Consider the following 26758-nt stretch of genomic DNA (forward strand, 5'->3'; position numbering starts at 1 on the left):
TTCAAATTAATAGCCATTTTATTATGCCTATTTCAACGATAGGATAAATCGATAAAAAGAGAGCGCACCTCAAATCGTACAAAAAACAACCACAGGCTGTTTTATCCACAGGTTATGCTGGTAAGTTAGCCTAAATAGGATAATTTTGAGGAAAATATGCAAAAGTCAAGGCTGTAAATCAGAACAGTGATCTCACTTTTGCAGAGTTATCCCATAAAGCTGTGGATAACCTAGTGCACAAGCCTGTTTATGAATTTGGGATAACAGTGAACAACATTTTAAACTTAAATATTGATGATGTGATTAAGCCTAAAAAATGATGATATATCATGCTATTATGATTTAAATAAATTACCCTAACAGACATTATCAACAGGCTCTTTTTTTCTGTTTGTTTTTCATACAACAAGATAAGCACAATGTTTAGATCACCTCTACCACCTGAAAATGAACACGTTTTACTTGAAAGAGCGCAAGCCCTTGCGGGTTATACATTTGGTGAACTTGCCGCTTATGCTCAACTGCCTATTCCTGCTGATTTAAAGCGAGATAAAGGCTGGGTTGGAATGCTGCTAGAATATTATTTAGGTGCAAATGCAGGTAGTAAACCAGAACAAGATTTCAGTGATATTGGTATTGAATTAAAAACGATCCCTATTGATAGGTTTGGCATGCCACTAGAAACCACTTTCGTTTGCGTTGCCGCATTAACGGGAAATAGTGGCATCACATGGGAAAATAGCCATGTGAAACATAAGCTCTCAAGAGTGTTGTGGGTACCCGTTGAAGGAGAAAGGGAAATCCCTTTATCACAACGTAGAGTAGCCTCACCGCTGCTCTGGAGCCCAAATAGCAGCGAAGAAGAGTTACTACGCCATGATTGGGAAGAGCTAATGGATATGATAGTACTGGGTAAAGTAGAAAGTATTACCGCACGCCACGGACAAGTGCTGCAAATCCGCCCAAAAGCGGCTAATAGCAAAGCACTAACAGAAGCAATAGGTGAAGATGGCCAACGCATAATGACGTTACCCAGAGGGTTTTATTTGAAGAAGAACTTCACTGCCCCTCTTATTGCCCGCTATTTTCAGCTTTAATTACTATAAAGTTATATAACGATAGCGCTAAATAAATAGACTGCATATGAAAATGCCCTATGTAATGTAAAGAGGATCACACAGGGCATTGAAAAATAGTAAGAATATATTTTATAAGAAATTAACGATAAACAATACCGCCATCGGTTAATATGGCTTGTCCAGTAATATAATCTGCATCATCGCTTGATAAGAAAGCCACCAATGCAGCCACATCCTCTGGTGTTTGAGCTCGACCTAATGCAATACCTTCAACATATTTTTTATATGTTTCGCCTTTTGGCGTTCCTGTAATTTCAGAGAAACGCTCATCAATTTCTACCCACATATCAGTACCAACAATACCTGGGCAATAGGCATTTACTGTAATACCGGCACTTGCATATTCTTTTGCTGCGGCTTGTGTTAATGCACGTACAGCAAATTTAGTCGCAGAATAAACACCTAACATTGCAAAGCCATCGTGACCCGCAATAGAAGATGCATTAATAATTTTACCTTTATGACCAAGCGCTTTAAATTTCTCGGATGCAGCTTGGATCCCCCACATCACACCATTAACGTTGATTTTAAAGATCCTATCCATATCGTCTGGTGTAACATCTGCAAGTGGTTTTACTTGAGCAATACCTGCGTTGTTAATCATAACATCAAAGCCACCTAAAGCTTTTTCTGCATGTTCAACAGCAGCAAAAACCTCATCACGCTGACTAATATCTGCAGCAAATGTGGTCGTTTTACGTCCTAATGCTTCAATCTCTTTTGCAACACCCGCTAATTTATCTGCTTTTAAGTCAACCAAAGCAATATCAGCACCTTCTTTTGCTAGACGCAATGCAATACCACGACCAATTCCCTGAGCAGCGCCTGTAACTAAAATTACCTTACCATTCAAAGCCATTGTCTTTCTCCTGATTTATTACAGATGAAAAAGCTCTTCCAAAAAAGAACTTTACTATGACTCCACAGTAACAACTTACGTTACAGGTTACAAAATAACGATCTTTCACTAGCGAAATGAAATCCACAATAAATCATGCTGTAAATAATTATCAATTAGAGTAACTGTTCAAAAAAAGGGAAAATTAGCGAAAAAAGAGAGAAAAGGAAATATAAGCTCGGTGAATGCAGGTTAGCAAAAAATGCTTAAGTTATTTATTCTAACAATAAAAAAGCGATGCCCAATAAAAACATCGCCTAGTCATTATTTCATCAACAATAATTACTTTTTAGTCGCTTGCAGATAGAGCATATCTAATGCAATAGTCGCCCCAGCTAATGCCGTAATATCGGATTGGTCATAAGCCGGTGAGACTTCAACTAAGTCCATTCCTACAATATTCAGTGGCTGTAATGCACGCAATATTTTCAATGCTTTATCGGTTGTTAATCCACCCACAACTGGCGTGCCAGTCCCTGGTGCGAAAGCAGGATCAAGACAATCGATATCGAATGTCAGATAAACAGGAAGATCGCCAACAATAGTTTTGATCTGATTAACGAGATCATCAACACCACGATCATTGACTTGTGCTGCATCTAATACCGTAAAACCATTATCGCTATCATGATCAGTACGAATACCAATTTGAACAGAATGATTAGGATCAATAAGCCCTTCATTTGGTGCATGGAAGAACATAGTCCCGTGATCGAATTTACTACCGTTACCATAAGTATCGGTATGTGCATCGAAATGCACTAATGCCATTTTACCAAAATGTTTTGCGTGAGCACGCAATAGTGGCAATGTAACAAAGTGGTCACCACCAAATGTTAAGCATTTTTTACCCGCGGCTAATAGTTTCTCAGTATGAGCTTGTAATTTGTCACTCATATCTTGTGCATCACCGAAGTTAAAAACTAAATCACCACAGTCAACAACACTTAAGCGCTCGCGCATATCAAAATCCCATGGCCAGCGATTACCTTCCCACGCTAAATTCGTTGAAATTTGACGAATAGCACCAGGGCCATGACGCGTTCCTGCACGACCTGATGTTGCCATATCAAAAGGAACACCGGTAATAACCCAATCAGCATCACTGCTGTAAGGTTGAAAATTCAGTGGAAAACGTAAAAAACCGAATGCATTAGAGATCAACGAATTATCAGTCTCATTACCTAACGTACTATTTTTCATGCTTTTGCCTCTATTGCTTATTCAAAACAAGCAACAATAAATCAATATGATAGATAGAAAGTGATGCACTAAGCACCACTTTTGCATTGGGAAGTTAAGCGCTTACTCTTCTTCTTCCAGATACGTATAACCGTATAAACCACTTTCAAACTCAGTTAAAAACTGCTCTTGCAGTGCTTCATCTAACCGTGCATTTTTTACTTGAGTACGGAAACGTTCTAATAATACTGCTGGATTAAGTTTCACATACTGAAGCATATCAGCAACGGTATCGCCTTCTTCGCTTAGCTGATAAGTCAGATTTCCTCGCTCATCAAGATAAACGTCAACAGCGGCCGTATCACCAAACAAGTTATGCATATTGCCCAAAATTTCCTGATAAGCCCCGACCATAAAAAAGCCAATCATTGGTGGATATTCTGGATCATACGCTGGCATTGGCATGGTTGTTTCTACGCCATCACCATCAACATAGTGATCGATAATACCATCAGAGTCACAAGTGATATCCAGCAATACTGCTCGACGATCTAATGGTTTATCTAAACCTTCGATAGGTAAAACGGGGAATAACTGATCAATACCCCATGCATCAGGTAACGATTGAAAAAGTGAGAAGTTTACATAGAACTTATCTGACATACGTTCTTGTAATTCATCAATTATCGGACGATGCGCTCGATTACTCGGATCCAAATCATATTGAATATGGCGACAAATATTCAAATAAAGCTCTTCTGCCCATGCACGCTCAGTCAGGCTTAGCATGCCGTGGACATATTGTGTATGCACATCATGCAGATCTAATTGGCTATCGTGTAACCATTCACGTAATGAACGGCTATGTCCTTTGGTTTGCATCTCTTCCCATGTTTCCCAAAGGCTAGCGATAGGTCTTGATGCATCTTCTTCAGGTGGGGTGATTGCCGTAAATTCATTACGCTCAACACCAATCACATTAGAAATTAATACGGTATGATGTGCGGTTAAAGCACGGCCTGATTCAGTAATAACAGTTGGATGTGGTAATTCATTCTCATCACACGCATCCCCAATAGCCCAAATAACATTATTGGCGTATTCATTAAGGCCATAATTTACAGAACAATCAGATTGCGAACGTGTGCCTTCATAGTCCACACCTAAACCACCGCCCACATCAAAATATTGAATATTCACACCTAATTTATGCAACTCGACATAAAAACGCGCTGATTCACGCACACCGGTTGCGATATCGCGAATATTTGCCATTTGTGAACCCAAATGGAAATGTAATAACTGCAAACTATCTATGCGACCCGCTTGGCGTAAAGTATCAATTAATTGCAATACTTGAGTTGCGGCCAAACCAAATTTTGATTTTTCGCCACCACTTGCTTGCCATTTACCCGAGCCTTGAGAAGCTAGACGAGCACGAACTCCTAAACGAGGAATAACTTCTAAACGTTCGGCTTCTTCTAAAACCATTTTTATCTCAGACATTTTCTCAATAACTAAGAAAACTTTATGTCCGAGTTTTTCACCAGTAAGTGCTAAACGAATATATTCGCGGTCTTTATAACCATTACACACAATCACCGAACTTGTCATATTGGCATGAGCAAGCACTGCCATAAGCTCAGCTTTAGAACCCGCTTCTAAGCCTAACGGTTCACCGGCATTAATCAGTGATTCAATAACACGGCGCTGCTGATTAACTTTAATAGGATAAACTAAAAAGTAATCGCCTTTATAACCATAAGCTTCACGTGCGCGATGAAACGCAGCATTAATAGAACGCAAGCGATGCTGTAAAATTTGAGGAAAGCAGAAAAGTGCAGGAAGGCGCATATGGGAATACTCTTCTTGTACTTGCTTCACTAATTCTGTTAAGTCCAAAGTTGCCTCAGGAACATCAGGATTAGGGCAAACACTAATATTTCCCCGATTATTCGCTAAATAGTACCCACCACCCCAATATGTGATGTTATAGGTCTGCTGCATCTTGCGAGCGATGTTATCATTCATGACATTCTCCTTAGGGAGTATGAGTTTATACCGTGCCTGTCACTATAGTAGTCAATAATCTCACGAATAACTGAAACAACTGATAAATAACAGTAGGAAGTAATGACTCACTATATATTTTTATATGATTATCCAGCATATAGCAGGACATAATAATAGTAGAAAGTTATCGGGCTAACCTATAAGAAGTTAACACAATCACCTATTGGCAAGTAACAGACAACTTCGCTCTAAGGAAAAAGAGCTCAGAGAGGAAATTACTCTAAACATACTACGGGCATAGTATTGACGAGTACTATTTTGGTTTTTGAATAAACTAACCTGTAGACAATGGATCATTACCCATTCACTCCACACATGGCTTAAGGCTATAAGCCATTTCCCTAACAGAGAAACAGGATCTCAGATAATCCTGCGGTTTACACTGTGTTCAGATTTCACAGTAACCGCGAGTTTATACCTGTAGTTTATCAAAAATGCAAAAGCAAAATGCATGAAAGTGACTTTTTTCTTCTTTTCTATTTTTTATTGGCAATAAAATATCGTGTAACAAAAAATAAGATTAACTATTTGATTCTCCTTCATCCCTATAATTGATTAAAAAAAACTGGAATTAAAGAGGAAACAGTCCTAAAATGGACGTCTAGATGTTAAAACATCCATCCTTAAATCATTCGTATCGTATTAAGGTAACGAAATATAATGACTACACATCTTTTTACTTCTGAATCAGTATCAGAAGGTCATCCAGATAAAATTGCGGATCAGATTTCTGATGCCGTATTGGATGCTATTTTAGAACAAGATCCAAAAGCTCGTGTTGCCTGCGAAACTTATGTTAAAACAGGTATGGTAATGGTAGGCGGAGAAATTACCACTAAAGCTTGGGTCGATATCGAAGAAATCACACGCAATACTGTTCGTGAAATCGGCTACACCAGCTCTGATATGGGCTTTGATGCTAATTCCTGCGCAGTTATCAGTGCCATTGGCAAACAATCGCCGGATATCAACCAAGGTGTTGACCGCGCTGATCCTCTAGAGCAAGGCGCTGGTGACCAAGGCTTAATGTTTGGTTACGCAACTAACGAAACTGATGTTTTAATGCCAGCTCCTATTACTTATGCTCACCGTTTAGTTCAACGCCAAGCACAAGTCCGTAAAGCAGGAACATTACCTTGGCTACGTCCTGATGCAAAAAGCCAAATTACATTCCAATACGACAACAACAAAATTGTTGGTATTGATGCAGTTGTTTTATCAACTCAGCATTCTGAAGATATTACTCAAGAAGCACTGCATGAAGCTGTAATGGAAGAAATAATCAAACCTGTTCTTCCTGTAGAATGGTTAAATGGGCAAACCAAATACTTTATCAACCCAACAGGCCGCTTTGTTATTGGTGGACCAATGGGTGACTGTGGTTTAACAGGTCGTAAAATTATCGTTGATACTTACGGCGGTATGGCTCGTCACGGTGGTGGAGCATTCTCGGGTAAAGATCCTTCTAAAGTAGACCGCTCTGCGGCTTATGCTGCACGTTATGTTGCTAAAAATATTGTTGCGGCAGGTTTAGCTGATCGTTGTGAAATTCAAGTGTCTTACGCTATCGGTGTTGCTGAGCCAACCTCCATCATGGTAGAAACTTTTGGCACTGAAAAAATTCCAACAGCACAACTTATCCTGTTAGTACGTGAATTCTTTGATTTACGCCCTTATGGTTTAATTCAAATGCTTGATTTGCTGCACCCTATCTACCAAAAAACCGCAGCTTATGGTCACTTTGGTCGCTCTGAATTCCCTTGGGAAGCAACAGATAAAGCAGAAATCTTACGTGAAGCAGCGGGTTTAAAATAATAACCAGTAAACTGTTTTAACTAAGTAATATCACAAAAAACTGCATCCTTTCTGATGCAGTTTTTTTATATTTATTATCTCAGATTTTTTGCTATAGAAAAAACCGCAATCATATTGGAGCTCGCATAAAGAGGTAAGAATATAGCGGCATAAATAACTAAACACGGCACACTAAATCATGCGTTAATTGTATTGATATTAATTGTATTTACGTTATTTATTTGATTGCTGGAATAACGATTTAGATTTGCCCTCTCATCTACTTATTCCTTATGCAGACTTTAAATAAATAATGAGAGGCAGATACCCCCCATTATTTCATTTCTATAATGCGATTATGCGCTTTTACGAAATAATCCGACGAGTAGCCAACCCGCTATCATAGCCAGCACAAATAAACCACCTTGATGAAACCCTGCTCCCGCTAATACCAATCCAGGGCCAGGACAAATACCCGCAAGCCCCCAGCCAATACCAAATAACACACTACCGATAACCAAAGGCTTATCTATTACTGAATTGGTTGGTATCGCCATAGTGCAAGCTAATAAGCTTTTTTGGCGATATCGAGCGAATTGGTAGCTAATAATACTGACACTAAGACCCACACCCATAATAACGAATAAAGAAGGATCCCAATTTCCTGTAATATCAAGAAATGCAAGGATTTTCTGTGGATCACTCATACCGCCCACAATTAATCCTGCACTAAATAATAAGCCACTAAGAAAGGCAACGAATTTAGTCATTTCATTCACTTCCTATAACATGGCGTAGAAGATAAACGGTGATAAATGCGGTTGCCATAAAAACCAAAACAGCAACAATAGAGCGACGCGATAATCGCGCTAAACCACAAATACCATGACCACTTGTACAACCATTAGCCAAACGAGTACCTACACCCACCAGCAATCCGGCAATGACTAACATCCAAGGAGAAGCTTCAATAACAGGGGTCAGTGGTTTATCCCACAAATAAAACAGCGAAGGTGCAATCAACATGCCTAATAAAAATGCCCACCGCCAACCATTTCCTTGTTGATTAGTTGATAAAACACCACCTAAAATACCGCTTATTCCAGCAATACGACCATTAAAAAGTAATAATATTGCCGCTGCTAGACCTATCATAAGTCCACCTATTGCCGCACTAAGTGGCGTAAAGTGAACCCAGTCAATACTCATAATTTAGCCTACTATAGGACAATAAAGCTGATAAAGCGTATTGAGCAACACCAACACTTTTTCATCAGCAATAGAATAAAAGATACGTTTTCCATCACGACGAGTCTCCACAAGTCCTTCGTTACGTAAAACGGTAAGCTGTTGAGAAAGCGTTGGCTGACGAATGCCTAAACTCTCTTCTAATTCACTTACACTTTTTTCTCCCTGACTCAATTGGCACAATAAAAGTAAACGGTCGCCATTTCCCAGCGTTTTAAGCATGGTAGAGGCCTCATTAGCCGCTAATTTCATTGCATCCAATAAATCAGGTTGAACTCGTTGTGTCATGGTAAACTCCATAATCAATATACTTTTTAATAATATGTTAATTTATATATTGTGCAAGTTTTCTTTTTATTGCGTGTTTTTATAAGGCACTATATGCTCTGTAACATGAAAACTGTCAGAGTCCCTATCGCCTTAGTGCAAAATGTTATGCGAACATTGCGTGAAAAGTTGCAGCAGGCCAATCAGTATCTTAATACAAATTACCCAGAACCCGCTCTACATTATAACCAGAGAGGAACTATTGCAGGCAGTGCCTATTATGCAAATTGGGAAATTCGCATTAATCCTACATTATTGATTGAAAATAAACAGAATTTTATTGAAGAAGTTATTCCTCATGAATTAGCACACTTATTAGTAAACCGACATTTTGGCCGAGTTGCCCCTCATGGAAAGGAATGGAAATGGATGATGGAAACGGTTTTACAGGTTCCAGCAAAGCGAACACATCATTTTGATGTAAGCAATGTAAAAGCCAAAACCTTTACTTATACTTGTCAATGTGAAGAACCACACCGTTTAACACTTCGCCGTCATAATAAAGTGCAGCGTGGTGAAACTGAATATCGCTGCCGTCGTTGCCAAGAAATTCTAAAATTTACGACCACTTAATATCACCCTGTAACTCAAAAATTCCTTACTCCTAATCCTCATTTTCCACTGGTATAAACCCTATATTTTATTTTCTCCCCAGCTTCATATTGATTAGTCGCATTTAATTTATTTAGTAAGATAAAGTACGTAAATATTGTTGTTCTAACATGATAAAAAAAGGAATATAAAAAGGCTTTGGTATGGTATCGAATAGTATTTTGATTAAAAATAAATCGTTTTTATTTTGTAGTTGTGACATATCGGTAAGAAATAATGATAACGTTAAGATCCGAGCATATTGTGATTAAAAAAATAAAGCAGTTTAATTTTAAGATAATGGCATGATAAAAATCAGTATAGATAAAATAATAGTAAATTTATCAACTAAAGATACACAAAAAACAACTCAAAATTATGACAATTAAGTCAATAAATAGCGTTTTGATACATTGATATTTGATTATATTTTATTGAAAGGCTTATTTATTTTACTTGCTATATCTTTGATTTAAATAATCACTTCCAGCTCAATATTACAAATTTACTATAATTTTTTTAAACATAGCTTTTATTTATTTTCTTATGAACTCAGTAAGCACTAGCTATAATTATATTAATAAAAAAATTTTATTCATTATGTTTTATCGTTACCCCCTGGGTTATTTTATGTTTAAGATGCCACCGCAACTTAAATTGACTAAAATACTAAAAAATCGGCGATATAATTAATATCGCCGACTCTATTGAAGGATTCGATTTGTTGCTGCTTTAAGCAAACTCACTCATCACATGCGATGCGATTTCAAAGTAAATAATAAGACCTGTTCCATCAATTAATGTGGCAATAAAAGGTGCTGATACAACAGCAGGGTCAACCCCTAAGCGTTTTAACACCATTGGAATAACCGAAGAAACAACAGCACTCCAAACTGTAATTGAAACTAGAGTTAAACCAACAACAATCATCACTTCCATGCCGACACCTAAGAACCATGCTCGCACAAAGCCGGCAATTCCCATCGTTAGTGCGACCATAATTGACGTCGTTATTTCTTTTCTTAATACTGACCAAACATTGCGTAAGCTAACTTCACCTAATGCCATAGCTCGTACTAATGTTGAGGTGATTTGCGTACCACTGTTTCCGCCAGTACCAATTAATAACGGAATAAAAAACGCTAAAGAAATCGCTGCTTCTAGTCTATCTTCAAAAGCATGTAATACTGTGCTGGTATAGGCTTCTGCCACAAATAACATCAATAACCAAACAACACGCTTACGCCATAAAGTCACTGGACTTGTATCTAAATAAGGCTGATCTAATGGCGATGTTGCACCTTGCATTTGAGCATCTAGTGTATTTTCATCTTCAATCAATTCAGCAATATCTTGAGGACGCAATACACCCACTAATTTACCAAAATGCATCACTGGCACGCTATCTAAACCACTATGGCTTATTAGCTGATAAACATCGTGTCTATTTTGCTCTGGTGATACTGAAAAAAAAGTTTGACGCATAATATCAGACACAAATAAGTCATTCGCAGCGGTTAGCAATGATTTAACCGGTAAAACCCCATTAAGATAATTATCTTTATCAACCACATAAAGATAAGTTGGGATTAATTCATCTTTTAAATCATTAACAAGCTGTGCTTTCACATTTTCAACAGAGTCTGCAATAGAAACTGCAATATAAGACTGGCTCATATAGGCGCTAACAGTCGCATCGTCTTTTAAACGGTTGTATTGATCTTGTGTTGATTTATTTTGAGGTGTGTTTAAGGATGCATCTGCAACTAATACAGCATCCATTTTATTTTGAGTGGTGAATTTCATTGTTGTGGTTCCCTATTACTGTTTGTGTTTAGCAAATCAGTTCTCCATAGGGGCGAAACCAGAAGCGAGAATGCAAAAGCTATCTACACGTCTCGGTTTTAGCACTATACAACGTATCCAATGAATACAGGAAGTTACATGGGGATATACCTTCGGTCGATATATCCTGTCCTAATCTTGGGCGTCTCTCGACGTCGTCAGATCAGTAACCTATGTTTGTATAGGAGCCTCGCCTAACGAGATACTGCACTTTTCTTGCGAATGCGGCGCGCATTATAACCAGCCACAATATAATGAAAAGCACCATAGCGATTCTGTTTAAGTTCTATTGATAAAATACATGATAAAAACATTCAGAATGAAATTGAATGACAAGATATCATTAAAAATAAATATAAAAATACCACGAAGATTAATATCGTGGTTTACTAAATAATCTGTTTATTAATTGATTATTTAAATGCTAATTTTTGTACTTTGATTTGTTCCGCTTGTAGAAATATCTCTTTTACTGTTTTACCATCTAAAGATTGACACATTTTTTGCGTAATAAGATCTGCATTTTTATTACGGCCTGCAACAACAAGATCATTAAAGTTAATATCATTTAGCATTGCTAATTCTAGCGCTTCATCAAAGCGCTCTTGTTCATCTAAAGGCAGCGAGTTACGCATTTCAACTATCGATATTCGTAGTGACTCAACGTTAGAGCCATCAAGGGTTTGAGATTTTTCACAGCCAGAAAGCATGACACCAAACAAACAAATAAATAACATTTTTTTCATATATCCCCCCTTTCCCTATCGATAAATTAAATCATAGCAGAATGTTTATAAGGAAACTGCCTATAACCTAAAATATATTTTTATATTGTCGTTACTTTCATGCTTTTATTATATTGAATAAATAAACATCAAACCGCTAATATAAAAATACCTCAGTATTGTCCTGATGATATCAACATTTAATTGAGGGAATAGACACAAAAAACCCTGTTAATATATTAACAGGGTAAAAAAAGAGAACAAAAAAGAAAGAAGGAAGGCAATAATAGAATATTAAGCAAGCTCAATATCCCCTTTTAAACGACAGCTACAGGCTAAAACATAGCCTTGAGCTATCTCTTCAGGTGTTAATGTACTGGTGCTAGTAACATCATAGTCGCCACTAATAATGCGCGTTTTACAACTACCACATACACCTGCGCGGCAAGCAGCAAAAACAGGAACACTGTTATCTTCCATCGCCGATAATAACGATACGCCAACAGGTACTTTAATTTGTGATAATGGATGACGAATAGTCATGGTAAGTTGTTCATTGTCATCGACACAAACAGGTTCGTCACCAAAACGTTCCATAAAGATATTCTCAGCAGGTACACCAAGATTTCTTGCAAAACGTCCTGTATCTTCCATATAACTATTTGGGCCACAACACATAACGGTGCGACTCGCAATATCAGGTACTAATGCAGCTAATTTTTCTTGAGAAATACGACCACTAAATAACCCTTTATTATCTGGTAATTTAGACATCATAATAAAATTGAGATTGTAAGGATAAGCGTTCGCTAATTCCGTCCATTCTTGCTCAAAAATAAACTGACTTTGTTCACGGATATTAAAAATAACGGTAATATCTGCTTTAGGTTGATTATTTAACAACCAACGTGTCATCGACATAACAGGTGTTACACCACATCCAGCCGCTAACATTAAATAACGCGCACCTTCTTTACCCGCACAAGTGAACTCGCCTTGCGCATCCGATAACCAAAGATAATCACCTACTTTTACCTTCGAAGTTAACCATCCTGAACCCACACCATTTTCTAAACGACGAACGGTTAAGGTAATAAAAGGGCTTAGTCCTGGTGAAGATGAAATGGTATAAGCACGTAATGTTTCATCACTATTATTGATACTCACCAATGCAAATTGACCCGGCTTATAAGAATAAAAGTCATGATTAATTAAATTCAGCGTCCACACTTCAGGGGTTTCCTGATTAATAGAGTGAACTTGCATACGATTAGGACAAAGAGATGTTGGCATCGTCATGGATATTGATTCCTCACCGAAGCCCGTAGGCTTCGGCAATGATGATGAATTAAAACGTTAAGCAGAAAGAATATCTTTAAGATCTTGTTCTGGCGTGGTGATAGAGCGCATACCAAATTTTTCATTTAACACTGCCAACAGATTATCTGTTAAGAACGCAGGTGCAGTTGGCCCGGTATAAATATTTTTGACGCCCAATGAAAGTAGAGTTAACAAAATGACTATCGCTTTTTGTTCAAACCATGACAAAATCAAGGACAGTGGTAAATCATTCACACCACAACCCAGTTTCTCAGCTAAGTGAACCGCTAGCATAATCGCAGAGTAAGCATCGTTACACTGACCCACATCAAGTAAGCGTGGTAAGCCTTCTAATGTGCCAAAATCTAATTTATTGAAACGATATTTACCACAAGCTAATGTCATAATTAAACAATCTTGTGGAATTTCTCTAGCTAAGTCAGTGTAATAACTACGTTCACCACGACTACCATCACACCCCCCCACTAAAAATACATGGCGCAGTTTTTTCTGTGATACCAAATCAATCACAGTATCAGCCGCATTTAACAGGGTTTGACGGCCAAAACCAACAGTAATTAAGTGTTCAATTTCATCATAAGGGAAACCTTCTAATGACTGAGCTTGTTCAATCATTGCTGAAAAATCATCATCAGTAATGTGTTTCACCCCAGGCCAACCTACAATACTGCGCGTCCAAATACGGTCGCCATAGTTACCAACATTAGGGTCGATAATACAGTTAGAGGTCATCAACACCGGGCCTGGAAATTTAGCGAATTCGACTTGCTGATTTTGCCAGCCACTACCGTAGTTACCCACTAAATGTTTATATTTTTTCAGTTCAGGGTAACCATGAGCTGGCAGCATTTCGCCATGCGTGTAAATGTTAATGCCCTTGCCTTCAGTTTGCTCAAGTAACATCTGTAAATCTTTGAGATCATGGCCAGAAATCAGAATGGCTTTACCTGCAACAGGGCGTACATTGACAGTAACCGGCACTGGGTTGCCATAAGCATCAGTTTCCCCTTTATCCAGTATCGCCATTATACGGAAGTTCATTTGGCCAATACCCATCGCATTTTCTAATAATTCATTCATGTCAGCGGGATCAGTACCTAACCACGCCATATAGCGGTGATACTCTGCATAAATTTCATTATCGTACTGACCTAAAACATGTGCGTGCTCCATATAAGCAGCAGCACCTTTTAAGCCATAAAGGCAAAGCATACGTAAACCATGAAGATCTTCACCAATTTCAGCTTTATCACCATTGAGAGCAAAACGCTGTGCTTGTTTTTGCAAACTCACAAGGTCAGTGCCTTCTAATTGAATTTCAGCTCTTGGGTTCGTCACTTGGATCGCTGCATTTTTAGCTAATGTGCGCGCTTTTAAACTTTCACGAAAATAAATCGCTTCTTTGGCATAACCAACAATACGATCAGAATCGAAATTTACGTTAGTTAATGTAGAGAAAAAGGCAAGAGGAGCAAAACTGTCTACATCATGATCGATAATATCCACACTACGAGCAGCAAGTGCCCATGCAGAAAGACCTTCTAATACTGCAACCAATAAATCTTGTAAGTCAGATGTTTCGGCTGTTTTACCGCACATACCTTGTGCGTAGGCACAACCATTGCCTACAGGGGTTTTCATTGTTTGTTCACATTGCACACAATACATATCGCATTCCTTCTAAATAGAGATAACGCTTTTTTTTTATAAATTGCATTTAATATACAACATAAGAATACGCCATTTTTATAAGAGGAGAAGTGCAAAATTAAACAATCTGAACGTTGTTTGATCTAACGCAAATTCTTACCTATTGCTTGATATCGTTTTTTCACACCTCTTGGTTTCGCTTAAATCAATCAAGTTTGTAAAACCAAGAAGTGATTTCCATTAACTCATAAGAAGATAAATAGAAAAGAAAAATTAAAGCTTTAGAAAGGGAGAGTGAGCTATTTAATTGAAAATTAGTAATAAAAACACGACTCGAGCTATATCACTTTTTATTATAAAAGTAATTTCGATTATTATTTTTTATAGTTAATATCACCTATCGCATTAATAGCTAATCAAATTACTTCAATTGATATATTTTATTAGCATGAGCATAACAAGATGTATTAAATAAAACTGATGATGCTCACCCCCTACACTGGAGATTAAAAATGATTAAATTAAATAATGTTCCACCACAATTTCGTCCTCTTGAAAGTTACAAAATGTTAATTGGAGGAGAATGGGTATCCAGTACATCGCAAAAAACAACTAAAACCTATAGTCCAGCCACAGGCGAACTTATCAGTGAATATCCGTCAGGTAGTGCTGAAGATGTAGAACATGCCGTAAGTGCTGCGCGGAATGCATTCAAAACATGGAGCAAAAGCTCACCAGCAGAACGTCAAGCTCTACTATTAAAAATCGCTGATAGATTAGAACAAGAACAAGAACGCTTCGCTTGGATTGAATCACTCGATAATGGTAAACCACTCAATGAGTCGAAAAACATAGATTTACCTGCCTCTATTGACCATTTTCGATATTTTGCAGGCGTGATACGCTCTCATACCGATGAAAGTGCCGTCCTAGACGAAAATACCATTAGCCTTGTTATTCGCGAGCCTATTGGTGTTGTCGGACAAATTATTCCGTGGAACTTTCCTCTATTGATGGCAGCATGGAAATTAGCACCCGCTATCGCTGCTGGTGATACGGTTGTTATCAATCCAGCGACATTAACATCGCTTTCATTATTAGAGCTAGGTCGTATTTTAAATGAAATATTACCCGCTGGTGTGATCAATATTGTCACAGGGCGCGGATCTGTCGTAGGACAAGCTATTTTAGAACATCAAGATATTGATAAACTGGCATTTACCGGCTCAACCAATGTGGGTTACACCGTTGCTGCTGCTGCTGCAAAAAAAATGGTACCAGCCACACTTGAACTTGGTGGTAAATCAGCCAATATTGTTTTCCCTGATGCCAATATGAAAAAAGCAGTTAAATATTCAGCGCTTGCAATATTAATGAACCAAGGACAAGCCTGTGAATCTGGCTCTCGTTTGTTCTTACATAAAGATATTCATGATGAATTTTTGAAAGCATTAAAAACTGAGTTTGAGAGTATCCGCGTCGGTGATCCTCTTGACCCAAATACACAAATGGGAACTCAAGTTAGCCAAGACCAAATGGATACCATTTTAGGTTATGTTGAGTTAGCTAAAAAAGAAGGCGCTACCGTTTTAACGGGAGGTGAACGTATTACAGGTGAAGGTTATGACGATGGTTTCTTTATTCGTCCAACTATCATTATTAATGCCACCAACCAAATGCGTGTTGCACGTGAAGAAATCTTCGGACCTGTTTTATGTGTTATTCCATTTGATAACGAAGAAGAAGTTATTGATATGGCTAATGACTCTGAATACGGATTAGGTGGTGGTGTGTGGACTCAAGATATCAATCGCGCACTACGAGTTGCTAAAGCAGTAAGAACAGGACGTATGTGGGTTAACACTTATCATGAGCTGCCAGCCCATGCTCCATTTGGGGGATATAAAAAATCAGGCTTAGGTCGTGAAACTCATAAAATGATGCTAGATGCTTATAGCCAAGTAAAAAATATCTTTATCAGTATGAAAGAATAATCTATCTCCATTTTAAAATTCTAATAAATATAATATCTATACTCATCTCTTTCGCCTTCTCCCCAGAAGGCTTTTTTTATCTATTTTTTCTGATAAAAATATAAAAAAGTGGTATGCCTTTTTTAATTGACCATACCACTTTCTATTATGTTGTGTTTTAATCTTAATTGAGTAAGAACGATTTACTCCGGTTCAACCTCATTTTTTAGTTTTGAATTTGCATCTTTATTTATTTCAATATCATTAGCATTAACGTCTTTGATATATTCTTTTGTTAACCGATACACTACCGGGCTAAGCAATGCTAACGCAATTAAATTGGGTATAGCCATCATTGCATTTAATGTATCCGCTAATAACCAAACAAACTCTAATGATTGTGTTGCACCAATAGGTAAAGCGATTAACCACGCAATACGAAATGGCAAAATAGCTTTTGGACCAAAGAGATATTGCACACATTTTTCACCGTAAAAACTCCAACCTAAAATAGTTGTAAATGCAAAAATCGCTAAAGCTATAGCCACAATATAATTACCACCGGGAATAGCGACCGAAAAAGAGGCTGCTGTTAATGTCGCGCCACTTTGTCCTGTTAGCCATTGCCCCGTAATCACAATTGTTAATCCCGTAACAGAACAAACAATAATGGTATCGATAAAAGTCCCCAACATCGCAATCAAACCTTGGCGAATTGGGTTTTGCGTTTTAGCAGTAGCATGAGCGATTGGTGCACTTCCAAGGCCTGCCTCATTAGAGAAAACACCTCTGGCCACACCAAAACGAATTGCAGCCCAAACTGCCGCACCTGCAAAACCACCTTGCGCAGCAACTGGGGTAAATGCCGATTTTACAATAAGAACAAAAGCATCAGGGATCGCCGTTACATTCATGGCCAACACCACGATGCCGGCACCAAAATAACCCACGGTCATAAAGGGAACTAACTTTCCAGCTACATCAGCAATACGCTTAATTCCACCAATTAATACCGCACCAACTAAAACAACTAATACCGCAGCTGTCACTGTTGTAGAAATACCAAAGTTACTTTGTAATACATCAGCAACGGAATTCGCTTGTACGGTATTTCCAATACCGAATCCAGCAAAACTACCAAAAATGGCAAATAGCGTACCTAACCATACCCAATTTTTACCTAAACCATTTTTGATGTAATACATTGGGCCACCAACATAGTTGCCGTTTTTATCGACTTCACGAAAACGCACAGCTAATACGGCTTCTGAATATTTTGTTGCCATTCCCACTAAAGCCGTCATCCACATCCAAAATAGTGCACCAGGTCCACCAAGAACAACCGCCGTTGCTACACCTGCGATATTTCCAGTACCTATCGTTGCAGAAAGCGCCGTCATTAAGGCATTAAAAGGTGATATTTGTCCTTCACCTCGTTTGTCATTTTTTTCAAAAAGTAATTTAAACCCAGTTCCTAACTTTCTAATTGGTAAAAAAGAAAGCCTAATCTGCATAAAAAGCCCAATGCCGAGAATACCAACAAGCATTGGTACTCCCCACACCACGCCATTAATAGCGCTCAACATATCTGTAATAAAATCCATAAGTTACCCTTTTAGTCTAAATGTTATAAAAATATTTCTTTTTTGTTATCAATTAAACTTAAGATGAAAAAAGGGAAATATGCTAGAAAAAATACTGACTTAATCTAAGAATGATTGGGTTATGTGATTAATATCACCTCATTATTAAATTGCGCTATCATTACACTCATCACCAAAACTCATAAAGCCAAATTATGTACAAACGAAAAATTTTAAAACAATCAATAAATGCTCAGCGCTTTAATCTACTAAAAAAAGCCAAAGAAACTAATTTGGCACCGATTAAAGTACTTATTCTCTCAGCTATCGTCGGCACACTGGCTGGATTTGTCGGCGTATTATTTGAAAAAAGTGTGAACTGGGTTATTCATTTAAGACAAGAAGAATTAAAAAGCGCATTTACTAATCCTTATCTATTAGGAATAGTAACTTTGTTATTTTCAGCAATATTAGCAATGCTAGGTTACTATTTAGTAAAGAAATTCTCGCCTGAATCAGGAGGGTCTGGTATTCCTGAAATTGAAGGCGCAATGATAGATGTACGCCCTGTTCGTTGGTGGCGAGTATTACCCGTAAAATTTTTCGCAAGTATCGGCACACTAGGTTCGGGCATGGTATTAGGCCGAGAAGGTCCTACGGTGCAAATAGGTGCTAATATTGGCCAATTTATTAACGATATATCACGTATAAAAGATACCGAATCTCGCCATACTTTACTGGCAACAGGAGCTGCCGCAGGGTTAACAGCTGCATTTAATGCACCACTTGCGGGTATTTTATTTATTATTGAAGAAATGCGTCCTCAGTTTAAATATAGTCTTATCTCAATCAAAGCCGTATTTATTGGCGTTATTATGTCATGTATTGTTTTTCGTCTTTTTAATGGCGAAGGCGGTATAATTCACATAGGACAATTTTCCTCTGCACCTTTAAATACATTATGGCTCTATCTTGTATTAGGCATGTTCTTTGGTTTTATTGGTGTTATTTTCAGCCGATTACTATTTTATGCTCAAGCTCGATTTCAACACTTTTACCAAGATAAAATATCACGGTTTGTATTAACCGGTGGGATAATTGGGGGGCTTTGTGGTGTATTAGCTCTTGTTATTCCTGAAATAACAGGTGGTGGTTTTAGTCTTATTCCAGCGCTAAGTGGCGGTCAATATTCACTTGTGGCACTATTAATCTTCTTCGTATTACGCACTATTACATCTATTATTAGTTTTGCTTCTGGAGCACCGGGGGGAATTTTTGCCCCAACATTAGCCTTAGGAACGCTCTTTGGCAGTGCATTCGGATTAACAGCAACAATACTCTTTCCTGAGTATCAAATTGAAATTGGTACTTTTGCTATCGCCGGTATGGGTGCTTTATTTGCCGCGACAGTAAGAGCTCCTCTAACAGGGATCGTATTAGTGCTAGAAATGACCGACAACTATCAGCTTATCTTACCCATGATTATTACCTGCCTTGGTGCAACCATGCTGGCTCAATTACTTGGTGGTCGCCCTATTTATACGGTACTACTTGAAAAGATCTTACAAAAAAATAAAGACTATCAAAATAATGAAGAGTGCGAAAAAGCACCAACACCGACACAAAAATAAGCGATTTAAACTCCTGTATATAACTAAAAAAATGCACCCAATACTTATGGTGGGTGCATTCAATTTTATAAATTAAAACCACAGTAGCTTATTATCTAATCAAGGAGTTATTTTTTACGTGCAATTAAAGTCGCAAAGTTAAGCCCAACACGATCACCATTAGCGTCTGTTTTATGAAGATGCCCTGGGTTTTCATTATATTTAATAACTTCCCAATCCTTATAATAATCGGCTAATTCACCTTGGCGTAAAAAGGTTTTAAATGGAATTTCGCTAGGATCGCTATTTGGTGTTTCAACCGGGCAAACAATCACATTAATACCATTGTTATTTGTGCATTCCTGCATATTTCTAATAATAGCTTCGATTCGTTCACGCTGACAAAACATCAATACAACAGTTGAAATAATAATATCGTATTTTTCTGTTAATGAAGCTTCGTTAATATCATATAAACCACTTTTTACTACCAAACCTGTTTTAGCTTTAACTGTTTCTATCGCATCAATATGAGAAGCATTAATATCTAATGCTGTAACATCATAACCTTGAGATGCTAAATAAAAGCTATTACGTCCCCTGCCGGCACCTAAATCTAATACTTTACAAGGCTGCGTAAAAGTAGACATATAACGTACTTCAGAATGCGGTAATGAGAGATCATTTTCTTTAAATAGCTTATCTTCAGGCACACATAAAAAAGAGAGTTGGCAACGAACATCATCACTTGCTTTATCAATTTTATGCCATTGTTGAGGTTGAATTAAAGGAGGTTGGTGCACGCTATCGCAATCAACTGATATTTCTGAACCATCATCATTAAACACTACAAATGTCATAGTACCTTGTAATACCTTCATTTGGGCATAAGTGCCTTCTTTCGTATTATGGCGATCTAACAACATTAACGGTATTGATGTACGAGTCCATTCAGGCATCGTTTTATAACTAACAAGTTCCATAATCCAACCCCACTTAAGATGTATTTTATATACATCTTATGATAATCATTATCTTTCGTAAAGACGGCTTTATTAAAATTACGATTTTAAATATTTATTTAGCAATAGATCGGTTACATCTGCCGATGATATAGATTCACCACATAAGACTTTCATCATAATTTCTTTTCCTAACGATGCTAAAGAAAATAGCATATCAGGCCGTAACCGACTGATTTTTTCTCTATTTTCATCCTGATTTATAATTGTTATTAATTTTGCATGAACATCAGGACACTCTTGAATCGTTAATAATATAAATGTATTTTCCGCATCACTTTCTGATAACGTGGCAACCCAACTTGCTTTAGCAATATTAGCAGCAAGCAAAGTTTTGGTATTTGTAGGATCACCTTCAATAACGCTCGCTTGCTCATCATAGAATGATGAACTCTTATCAGAACAAATAGCAATAACAGGCTTGCCCTGTTCTCTTAACCCTTTTTCTAATTGTGAAGCTAATGCTGATGATCCAATAATAATAAAATGATTATGCATCTTAGCGATCCTTTTCTTAACAATATCGCGCGTTCCTCGAGCAAGAAATCCCATTACATAAACGATTGAAGTGGTAAAAACGGTAATACCTAAAATAACAACCGTCAGTGTAAATACTCTAGCATTGGTGCTAAGTGGAACAATATCGCCAAATCCTAGCGTCGTCATACAAACAATAGAAAAATAAAATGCATCCATCAATGTTGTAATATGAGGCTTAAATTCGTTGCCAATATAAAGGCTACCTAGCATTGAGAATAACAGTAAAGAAATAATACAAATAAACGCAACAAAGCCAGCACTAGTTAAACTATGATGGGGAAACGCTCGCCAGCTAATTAATAACCCGACCGCTAATGCTAAAGAGAAATAGGCCTGCAAACCGATTTGCTGATAAACAGCAATATCTAAAAAAATAATGGTCGCCAATAAAATTAAAGACACACACCACGCTATTCTTGCGCCAAGATACATAAATATTGAAAGAAGTATCAAAGCGCAAGCCAGCATCACTTTAGGGATATCAAGTAGTTTTAATACCCCCAAAGATTTTAGCCATTGAGAAAAACCATGTAATTCCCAATCGAGATAAACACCTCGAGCTAACAATATGGAATAAATAATAAATATGCCATTAAAAATAAGTAATAAAGACATCACTTTGCGAGTTAATGTCGATGTTTCTATAAAATGTAATATCTCAGATAATTTCATATTTTAGCTATCATCATGGCTTATTAATCATTCAACGGGATATTATCTAATCCCTTAAATTCAAAAGGTTTCGCAGGTTGAAATTTATCTGTTGCGTTAGCAGAATAAATCACCGACTGTTCCTCTCCTAAAGGCAACATCATCACCTTTCCACTCTCTTTTGAAAAATCAATTTTCTTTAAATCAACCCAAAAGGTATTTGGCGATAAGGCAGATTCAAAGAAATAGAGCTGATTTTTATGGTCAGCCACTGTACGCCAACGAGTTGAGGAAATTTCAGGTGATTCTACTGTGCTCAAACCATAAGGAACAGAAACATTTCTTATTACACCAAAAACACTTGCTAGCGATTTTTGGCTCGATTGCGCTTTAGGAATAGCATTAACATAAAACGAAGCTCGAGCGAAACGATCCGATGCACGATTTGTTCCTGGCAACATTACAGTGCCGCCAATTTGTTGCCAATAGCTATTTAACGCTAATTGTTCTGAAAATATCGGTGAATTTGTCATTACTTGATATTCACGGCTATGGTGAATCACTTGTTTACCGTCAATATATTCAATAATAGCGCTATCACCACTCGCATCTGAAAGTGATAAATGTAAAGTCGCCATTCTGTTTTGGTCTGGTAAATTATCGGTAACAACAATAAAAGGCTCATCTTTTAATGTATTAACGGCTTCTTCCACCGTAGCAAAATTATCTAAAACATATTGTGCCCAAGCTGAAATAGAAATAGCGGGTTTATTTTTAGAATAAGTAGGGTATTCAGATTCAGCTAACCACAGTAAATTTGCAACTAAACCTTTTTCATTCATTCCATCTGTCGTTGATATATCAAAACCAGAAGCAATTACGCTGCCGTATTTTGACACCCACTTAACAGAGTTATCTCCAACTTCACCTGAACGTTCCATTCCTTGAGGAAATATCCATAAATTAGTGCCGATCTCATATTTCCAATCCATTGAACGAGCTGTGATAATTTGATTATTATCACCAAGATAAACTACTCGAGTACAAGCATCAGCTTGTTGTGCACTACTAAGAAAAAAGCTAGAAATAATCAGTGTACTCAAAAAAGTATGTCGTAATTTCTTCATCATAAACTCTTTTTATTAAATAAATGGATTGGATTGATAACGATTTTCTCTGTTTTATCCCTTTTCATTCCACTTAAAAAGATAGAAATACTCATAACACGTATTTTGCATCTTTATAAGATAAGAAATATCACCTAAGTATAAGACAATTAGTCTATTTTGCGCATAAAAAAACCGATGCTAATAGGCATCGGTTTATAAATCATGTAGGGAATTAGTATAAAATGAAAAACTAATTAGCCTTTTTTACACCTTCAACAGAAATAATTAATTCTGCTTCTTGAGATTTAGGGCCTAAGTCTGATTTAAAATTAAACTCTTTTAAATTCACTTTACCCGTTGCTTCAAAACCAGCGCGATAGCCTTTCCAAGGGTCAGTTCCTTCACCAATTAATTTTGCATTTAATGAAATTGGTTTAGTCACACCATTTAATGTTAAATCGCCAGTAACAACATAATTCTCACCATTACGAGAAACATTTGTTGAAACAAATTTAGCTTCAGGATATTTGCTCGTATTAAAGAAATCAGCACTACGTAAATGTTTATCACGTTCTGCATGATTAGTGTCTAAGCTACCGGTTTTAATAACAACATCAACTTTATCTTTAGACGGATCTTCTTTGTCATAGCTAAATGTACCATCAAAATCTTTAAATGTGCCATATAACCAGCTATAACCTAAATGCTGAATACGAAACTGAACAAAAGCATGTTGACCTTGTTTATCAATCTCATAGTCGGCAGCTAATGCTGAACTTGCATTAAATAACAATGCGCTCGCAGTTAAACCTAATAGTGCTTTCTTAAACATTCTTCTCTCCATAATATGTAGTTATAAATTAATTATTTATTTCGTATTCCTAACATTCTTTTTAACGTTACATCTTTATCTACAAAATGATGTTTCAGCGCACCAGCGGCATGTAATAGCGATAATAAAACAACCGCCCAAGCTAAATAAAGATGAACATCACCCGCTAAATCAGCTTGCTCTCCCTGCCCCATAAAAATAGCAGGAACAGAAAACCAATCAAATACTGATATAGCTTGACCATCAGCAGTTGAAATTAAATAACCACTAATAACAATTGAAAATAAAATTAAATATAAAAGCATATGGACAATATGCGCACTTATACGAGTCAATTTACTATAACTAGATAAAGCCTTTGGTGGTGGAGAAACCCAGCGCCACACAGCTCGGATAATTAGGATAATAAATAAAATAATACCAATACTTTTATGTATTTCCGGTGCTGAATGATACCAACCATCGTAATAACCTAGTGTTACCATCCATAAACCAAGGGCAAACATGCCATAGACCGTTAGCGCTGTCCCCCAGTGTAAAAGGAGCGACAAGTGCCCATAGCGATTAGTGGTATTTCGCCATTGCATAATAATTTCCAACTTAATTTATTCATTAACAATATGTTATCTATATTAGTCGATTAAGCACAAAATGTTAGTCTATTTTTCAACAAATTATTTGTCTATCTTTATCAATAATAATCAATAAGTAACAATACCTTATTAGTCACCTTGTTTATTAACCCATATTATTTTTGATTATAATATATAATTAAAAAATAAATGCCCATGTCGGATTATTAATTAAAAATAAAAATTTATCATTAACAATTTAATGTTTACTTTATTTAATAGAGAATAAAGAATAAAGAATGGAAAATGGAAAATGGAAAATGGAAAATGGAAAATGGAAAAAACATACTCTTCAAGAATAAAAATATTAAAAATAAATTTCATTATTATCTATTTATTCTAAAAATAGCACTCTTTATTACCCTAAGTTAAATAAAAACAAGTAAGCAAAATATAAAAATCAACAGAGGTAAAGTAAAAAATACTGATAACCAGCGCATTTCACGTACAACACCAAAAATAATACCTATGCAGCAAACAATAAAAATAATCGGGATCACTTCTGAGTAGTGATCATGAAAATAGTGCATTAAAAAACCAATCCATGATTCGTCGTTATACATACTCTGCACATCACCCAATAATATTAAATTTAAATTAAGATAGTGATAAATTACTATTATTAGATGATAAGGCAAGTGTCATATCACAAATATCAACCATCACGCACAAAGATGTTAAAATATCTTATAACTGAAGCAACCCTTAAATTAACAGATAAAAATAAAATATTAAGTTAAATTTAATGAAATAGACAACACTGCAACTTAAATAAATAGATTTCATTATGAAATAAAACAATAAAATTAATTTAACATTAAAAAATGAAATAATAATTTCATTTAAATAAAAACAGAAAAAATAATTTCAATTAGTGATAATAATTTTATAAATAAAAAAATAAAATAGAGGTTTAAACATCAAATAATTACCTTTAGTAATTCCATTTATTTAAATTCGACCATTTATTTAATTTTAATTACTATTAGCTAAAAACATTCAACTCACCTTAAAAAAACATTACAATTAGAGTAGTATTTTTATTGAGGGCACTATGTCTACTGCAACAAATCTGAATGAACTACAGGAACAAGTTCGCTCCCGCTATAATGGATTAAGTAAAAGGCTACAGCAGGTTGCACATTATCTAGTTGATAATAAAAACAGTGTGGCATTTGATACAATTGCTACCCTTGCAGATAAAGCAAATGTTCCTCCATCGACATTAATTCGTTTTGCTAACGCATTTCATTTCAACGGATTCAATGAAATGAAACAATTATTTCAGCATCATTTGATGAATGAAATGGTAAACGAAAATGAAAATTTAACTTATAAACACCAATATAAAGAGGATCCTCCTAATCTGAATGAGCCAGCATCTATTTTGCAAGAGTTTGCACAGGCAAATAGCCACTCATTGCAACAATTGGCAAATCAAACCAATAGGGAAATGCTGAATAAAACATTACAACTGCTTGAATATGCAGAGACTATCTATATTTGTGGTTTTCACCACTCATTTAGTGCGGCTAGCTATTTCTTTCATGCGCTTTCCCACATCCCTTGTGAGACTGTTTTCGTTAACAGCCTTGGTGGAATGTATCGAGAGCAAATCAGAAATATTACCCACCGAGATGTACTTTTTGGTATTCACTTTCATCCGTATTCAGATGAAATGCAAAAAATGTGCGAAATTGCAGCATATAAAGAAGCAAAACAAATTATTATTACTGATAGTCCAATAAGCCCATTAGCCAGCTTAAGCGATGTTTGCTTAACGGTGAAAGAAGCTCAAATAAAAACCTTTCGTTCACAAACTTCTACGATGTGTTTATTACAAGCTATTTCTGTTGCTTTTGCATTTAGAAAGAAACATTAATATCTCTCAACATAAAGCTGCGTCTTATAAGGATGCAGCATTTATAATTTAACATTTAATAAAAAACTGATTTAATACAAATAAAACTATAATTATATAATTTTACTGATA

23 protein-coding genes and 1 riboswitch are annotated in these 26758 nt (G+C 36.5%); of the genes, 6 read left to right on the forward strand and 17 right to left on the reverse strand.

Going from position 1 to position 26758, the window contains the following annotated elements; genetic code table 11:
* Positions 1-419: 419 nt before the first annotated feature.
* Positions 420-1097, forward strand: coding sequence for a DNA mismatch repair endonuclease MutH (gene mutH, locus M997_RS14175; protein ID WP_064720759.1), 678 nt, complete (start codon positions 420-422; stop codon positions 1095-1097).
* Positions 1098-1218: 121 nt separating this feature from the next.
* Here the strand turns inward: mutH and M997_RS14180 are convergent, their stop codons facing one another.
* From M997_RS14180 to speA, 3 genes are all read right to left on the reverse strand, one after another.
* Positions 1219-1998 carry an acetoin reductase gene (locus M997_RS14180; RefSeq protein WP_064720760.1) on the reverse strand — a complete coding sequence of 260 codons (780 nt, stop codon included), beginning with the start codon at positions 1996-1998 and terminating at the stop codon, positions 1219-1221.
* Between the two features lie 321 nt (positions 1999-2319).
* Positions 2320-3240 carry an agmatinase gene (gene speB / locus M997_RS14185; RefSeq protein ID WP_064720761.1) on the reverse strand — a complete coding sequence of 307 codons (921 nt, stop codon included), beginning with the start codon at positions 3238-3240 and terminating at the stop codon, positions 2320-2322.
* 102 nt (positions 3241-3342) lie between these two features.
* Positions 3343-5250: a biosynthetic arginine decarboxylase gene (gene speA / locus M997_RS14190; protein WP_064720762.1), complete on the reverse strand. Its 1908-nt coding sequence runs from the start codon at positions 5248-5250 to the stop codon at positions 3343-3345.
* A gap of 702 nt (positions 5251-5952) precedes the next feature.
* On the opposite strand from speA, the gene metK reads away from it, so the two are divergent.
* A complete protein-coding gene (gene metK, locus M997_RS14195; RefSeq protein ID WP_064720763.1) occupies positions 5953-7107 on the forward strand; it encodes a methionine adenosyltransferase in 1155 nt (384 codons plus the stop codon).
* A 335-nt stretch (positions 7108-7442) separates the two neighbouring features.
* Here metK and M997_RS14200 read toward each other — a convergent pair whose 3' ends face one another.
* Genes M997_RS14200 through M997_RS14210 form a run of 3 tightly spaced genes read right to left on the reverse strand, consistent with a single transcriptional unit; the run spans position 7443 to position 8622 of the window.
* Positions 7443-7856 (reverse strand): DUF6691 family protein, encoded by a 414-nt coding sequence (locus M997_RS14200; RefSeq protein ID WP_064720764.1) that lies wholly within the window; start codon positions 7854-7856, stop codon positions 7443-7445.
* Position 7857: 1 nt separating this feature from the next.
* The gene (locus tag M997_RS14205) at positions 7858-8295 is read right to left on the reverse strand and encodes a YeeE/YedE family protein (protein ID WP_064720765.1); all 438 of its coding nucleotides are present in this window, start codon (positions 8293-8295) and stop codon (positions 7858-7860) included.
* A 3-nt stretch (positions 8296-8298) separates the two neighbouring features.
* Entirely contained in the window at positions 8299-8622 is a 324-nt protein-coding gene (locus M997_RS14210; protein WP_064720766.1) for an ArsR/SmtB family transcription factor, read from the reverse strand.
* 105 nt (positions 8623-8727) lie between these two features.
* On the opposite strand from M997_RS14210, the gene M997_RS14215 reads away from it, so the two are divergent.
* Positions 8728-9234 (forward strand): SprT family zinc-dependent metalloprotease, encoded by a 507-nt coding sequence (locus tag M997_RS14215; RefSeq protein ID WP_156510826.1) that lies wholly within the window; start codon positions 8728-8730, stop codon positions 9232-9234.
* 750 nt (positions 9235-9984) lie between these two features.
* Here the strand turns inward: M997_RS14215 and mgtE are convergent.
* From mgtE to hcp, 4 genes are all read right to left on the reverse strand, one after another.
* Positions 9985-11058, reverse strand: a complete 1074-nt coding sequence (gene mgtE / locus M997_RS14220) for a magnesium transporter (protein WP_064720768.1) — start codon at positions 11056-11058, stop codon at positions 9985-9987.
* A gap of 76 nt (positions 11059-11134) precedes the next feature.
* Positions 11135-11306: riboswitch (M-box (ykoK) riboswitch) on the reverse strand.
* A gap of 204 nt (positions 11307-11510) precedes the next feature.
* Positions 11511-11843, reverse strand: a complete 333-nt coding sequence (locus M997_RS14225) for a DUF6694 family lipoprotein (protein WP_064720769.1) — start codon at positions 11841-11843, stop codon at positions 11511-11513.
* Between the two features lie 273 nt (positions 11844-12116).
* On the reverse strand, positions 12117-13121 hold the full coding sequence (gene hcr / locus M997_RS14230) for an NADH oxidoreductase (RefSeq protein WP_064720770.1): 1005 nt from the start codon (positions 13119-13121) through the stop codon (positions 12117-12119).
* A gap of 57 nt (positions 13122-13178) precedes the next feature.
* Entirely contained in the window at positions 13179-14831 is a 1653-nt protein-coding gene (gene hcp / locus M997_RS14235; RefSeq protein ID WP_064720771.1) for a hydroxylamine reductase, read from the reverse strand.
* A gap of 494 nt (positions 14832-15325) precedes the next feature.
* Between hcp and M997_RS14240 the strand changes: the two genes are divergently transcribed.
* Entirely contained in the window at positions 15326-16807 is a 1482-nt protein-coding gene (locus M997_RS14240) for an aldehyde dehydrogenase family protein (protein ID WP_064720772.1), read from the forward strand.
* Between the two features lie 182 nt (positions 16808-16989).
* Here the strand turns inward: M997_RS14240 and M997_RS14245 are convergent, their stop codons facing one another.
* Positions 16990-18390, reverse strand: coding sequence for an alanine/glycine:cation symporter family protein (locus M997_RS14245; protein WP_064720773.1), 1401 nt, complete (start codon positions 18388-18390; stop codon positions 16990-16992).
* A 194-nt stretch (positions 18391-18584) separates the two neighbouring features.
* On the opposite strand from M997_RS14245, the gene clcA reads away from it, so the two are divergent.
* Complete coding sequence (gene clcA / locus M997_RS14250) at positions 18585-20000, forward strand: H(+)/Cl(-) exchange transporter ClcA (RefSeq protein ID WP_064720774.1); 1416 nt, start codon at positions 18585-18587, stop codon at positions 19998-20000.
* A 107-nt stretch (positions 20001-20107) separates the two neighbouring features.
* On the opposite strand, the gene tehB is transcribed toward clcA, so the two are convergent.
* The 6 genes from tehB to M997_RS14280 form a co-directional block, all read right to left on the reverse strand.
* Positions 20108-20962: an SAM-dependent methyltransferase TehB gene (tehB, locus tag M997_RS14255; protein ID WP_064720775.1), complete on the reverse strand. Its 855-nt coding sequence runs from the start codon at positions 20960-20962 to the stop codon at positions 20108-20110.
* Between the two features lie 78 nt (positions 20963-21040).
* The gene (locus tag M997_RS14260) at positions 21041-22213 is read right to left on the reverse strand and encodes an NAD-binding protein (RefSeq protein ID WP_064720776.1); all 1173 of its coding nucleotides are present in this window, start codon (positions 22211-22213) and stop codon (positions 21041-21043) included.
* A gap of 23 nt (positions 22214-22236) precedes the next feature.
* Positions 22237-23322, reverse strand: coding sequence for a linear amide C-N hydrolase (locus M997_RS14265; protein WP_064720777.1), 1086 nt, complete (start codon positions 23320-23322; stop codon positions 22237-22239).
* A 229-nt stretch (positions 23323-23551) separates the two neighbouring features.
* The gene (locus M997_RS14270) at positions 23552-24133 is read right to left on the reverse strand and encodes a YceI family protein (protein ID WP_064720778.1); all 582 of its coding nucleotides are present in this window, start codon (positions 24131-24133) and stop codon (positions 23552-23554) included.
* Positions 24134-24165: 32 nt separating this feature from the next.
* The gene (locus M997_RS14275) at positions 24166-24720 is read right to left on the reverse strand and encodes a cytochrome b (RefSeq protein WP_064720779.1); all 555 of its coding nucleotides are present in this window, start codon (positions 24718-24720) and stop codon (positions 24166-24168) included.
* A gap of 413 nt (positions 24721-25133) precedes the next feature.
* Positions 25134-25328 carry a hypothetical protein gene (locus tag M997_RS14280; protein WP_064720780.1) on the reverse strand — a complete coding sequence of 65 codons (195 nt, stop codon included), beginning with the start codon at positions 25326-25328 and terminating at the stop codon, positions 25134-25136.
* A 491-nt stretch (positions 25329-25819) separates the two neighbouring features.
* On the opposite strand from M997_RS14280, the gene M997_RS14285 reads away from it, so the two are divergent.
* Positions 25820-26647 (forward strand): MurR/RpiR family transcriptional regulator, encoded by an 828-nt coding sequence (locus M997_RS14285; RefSeq protein ID WP_064720781.1) that lies wholly within the window; start codon positions 25820-25822, stop codon positions 26645-26647.
* Positions 26648-26758: the final 111 nt, after the last annotated feature.

The sequence above is a fragment of the Proteus hauseri ATCC 700826 genome (assembly GCF_001654965.1).
GTDB classification, from domain to species: domain Bacteria; phylum Pseudomonadota; class Gammaproteobacteria; order Enterobacterales; family Enterobacteriaceae; genus Proteus; species Proteus hauseri.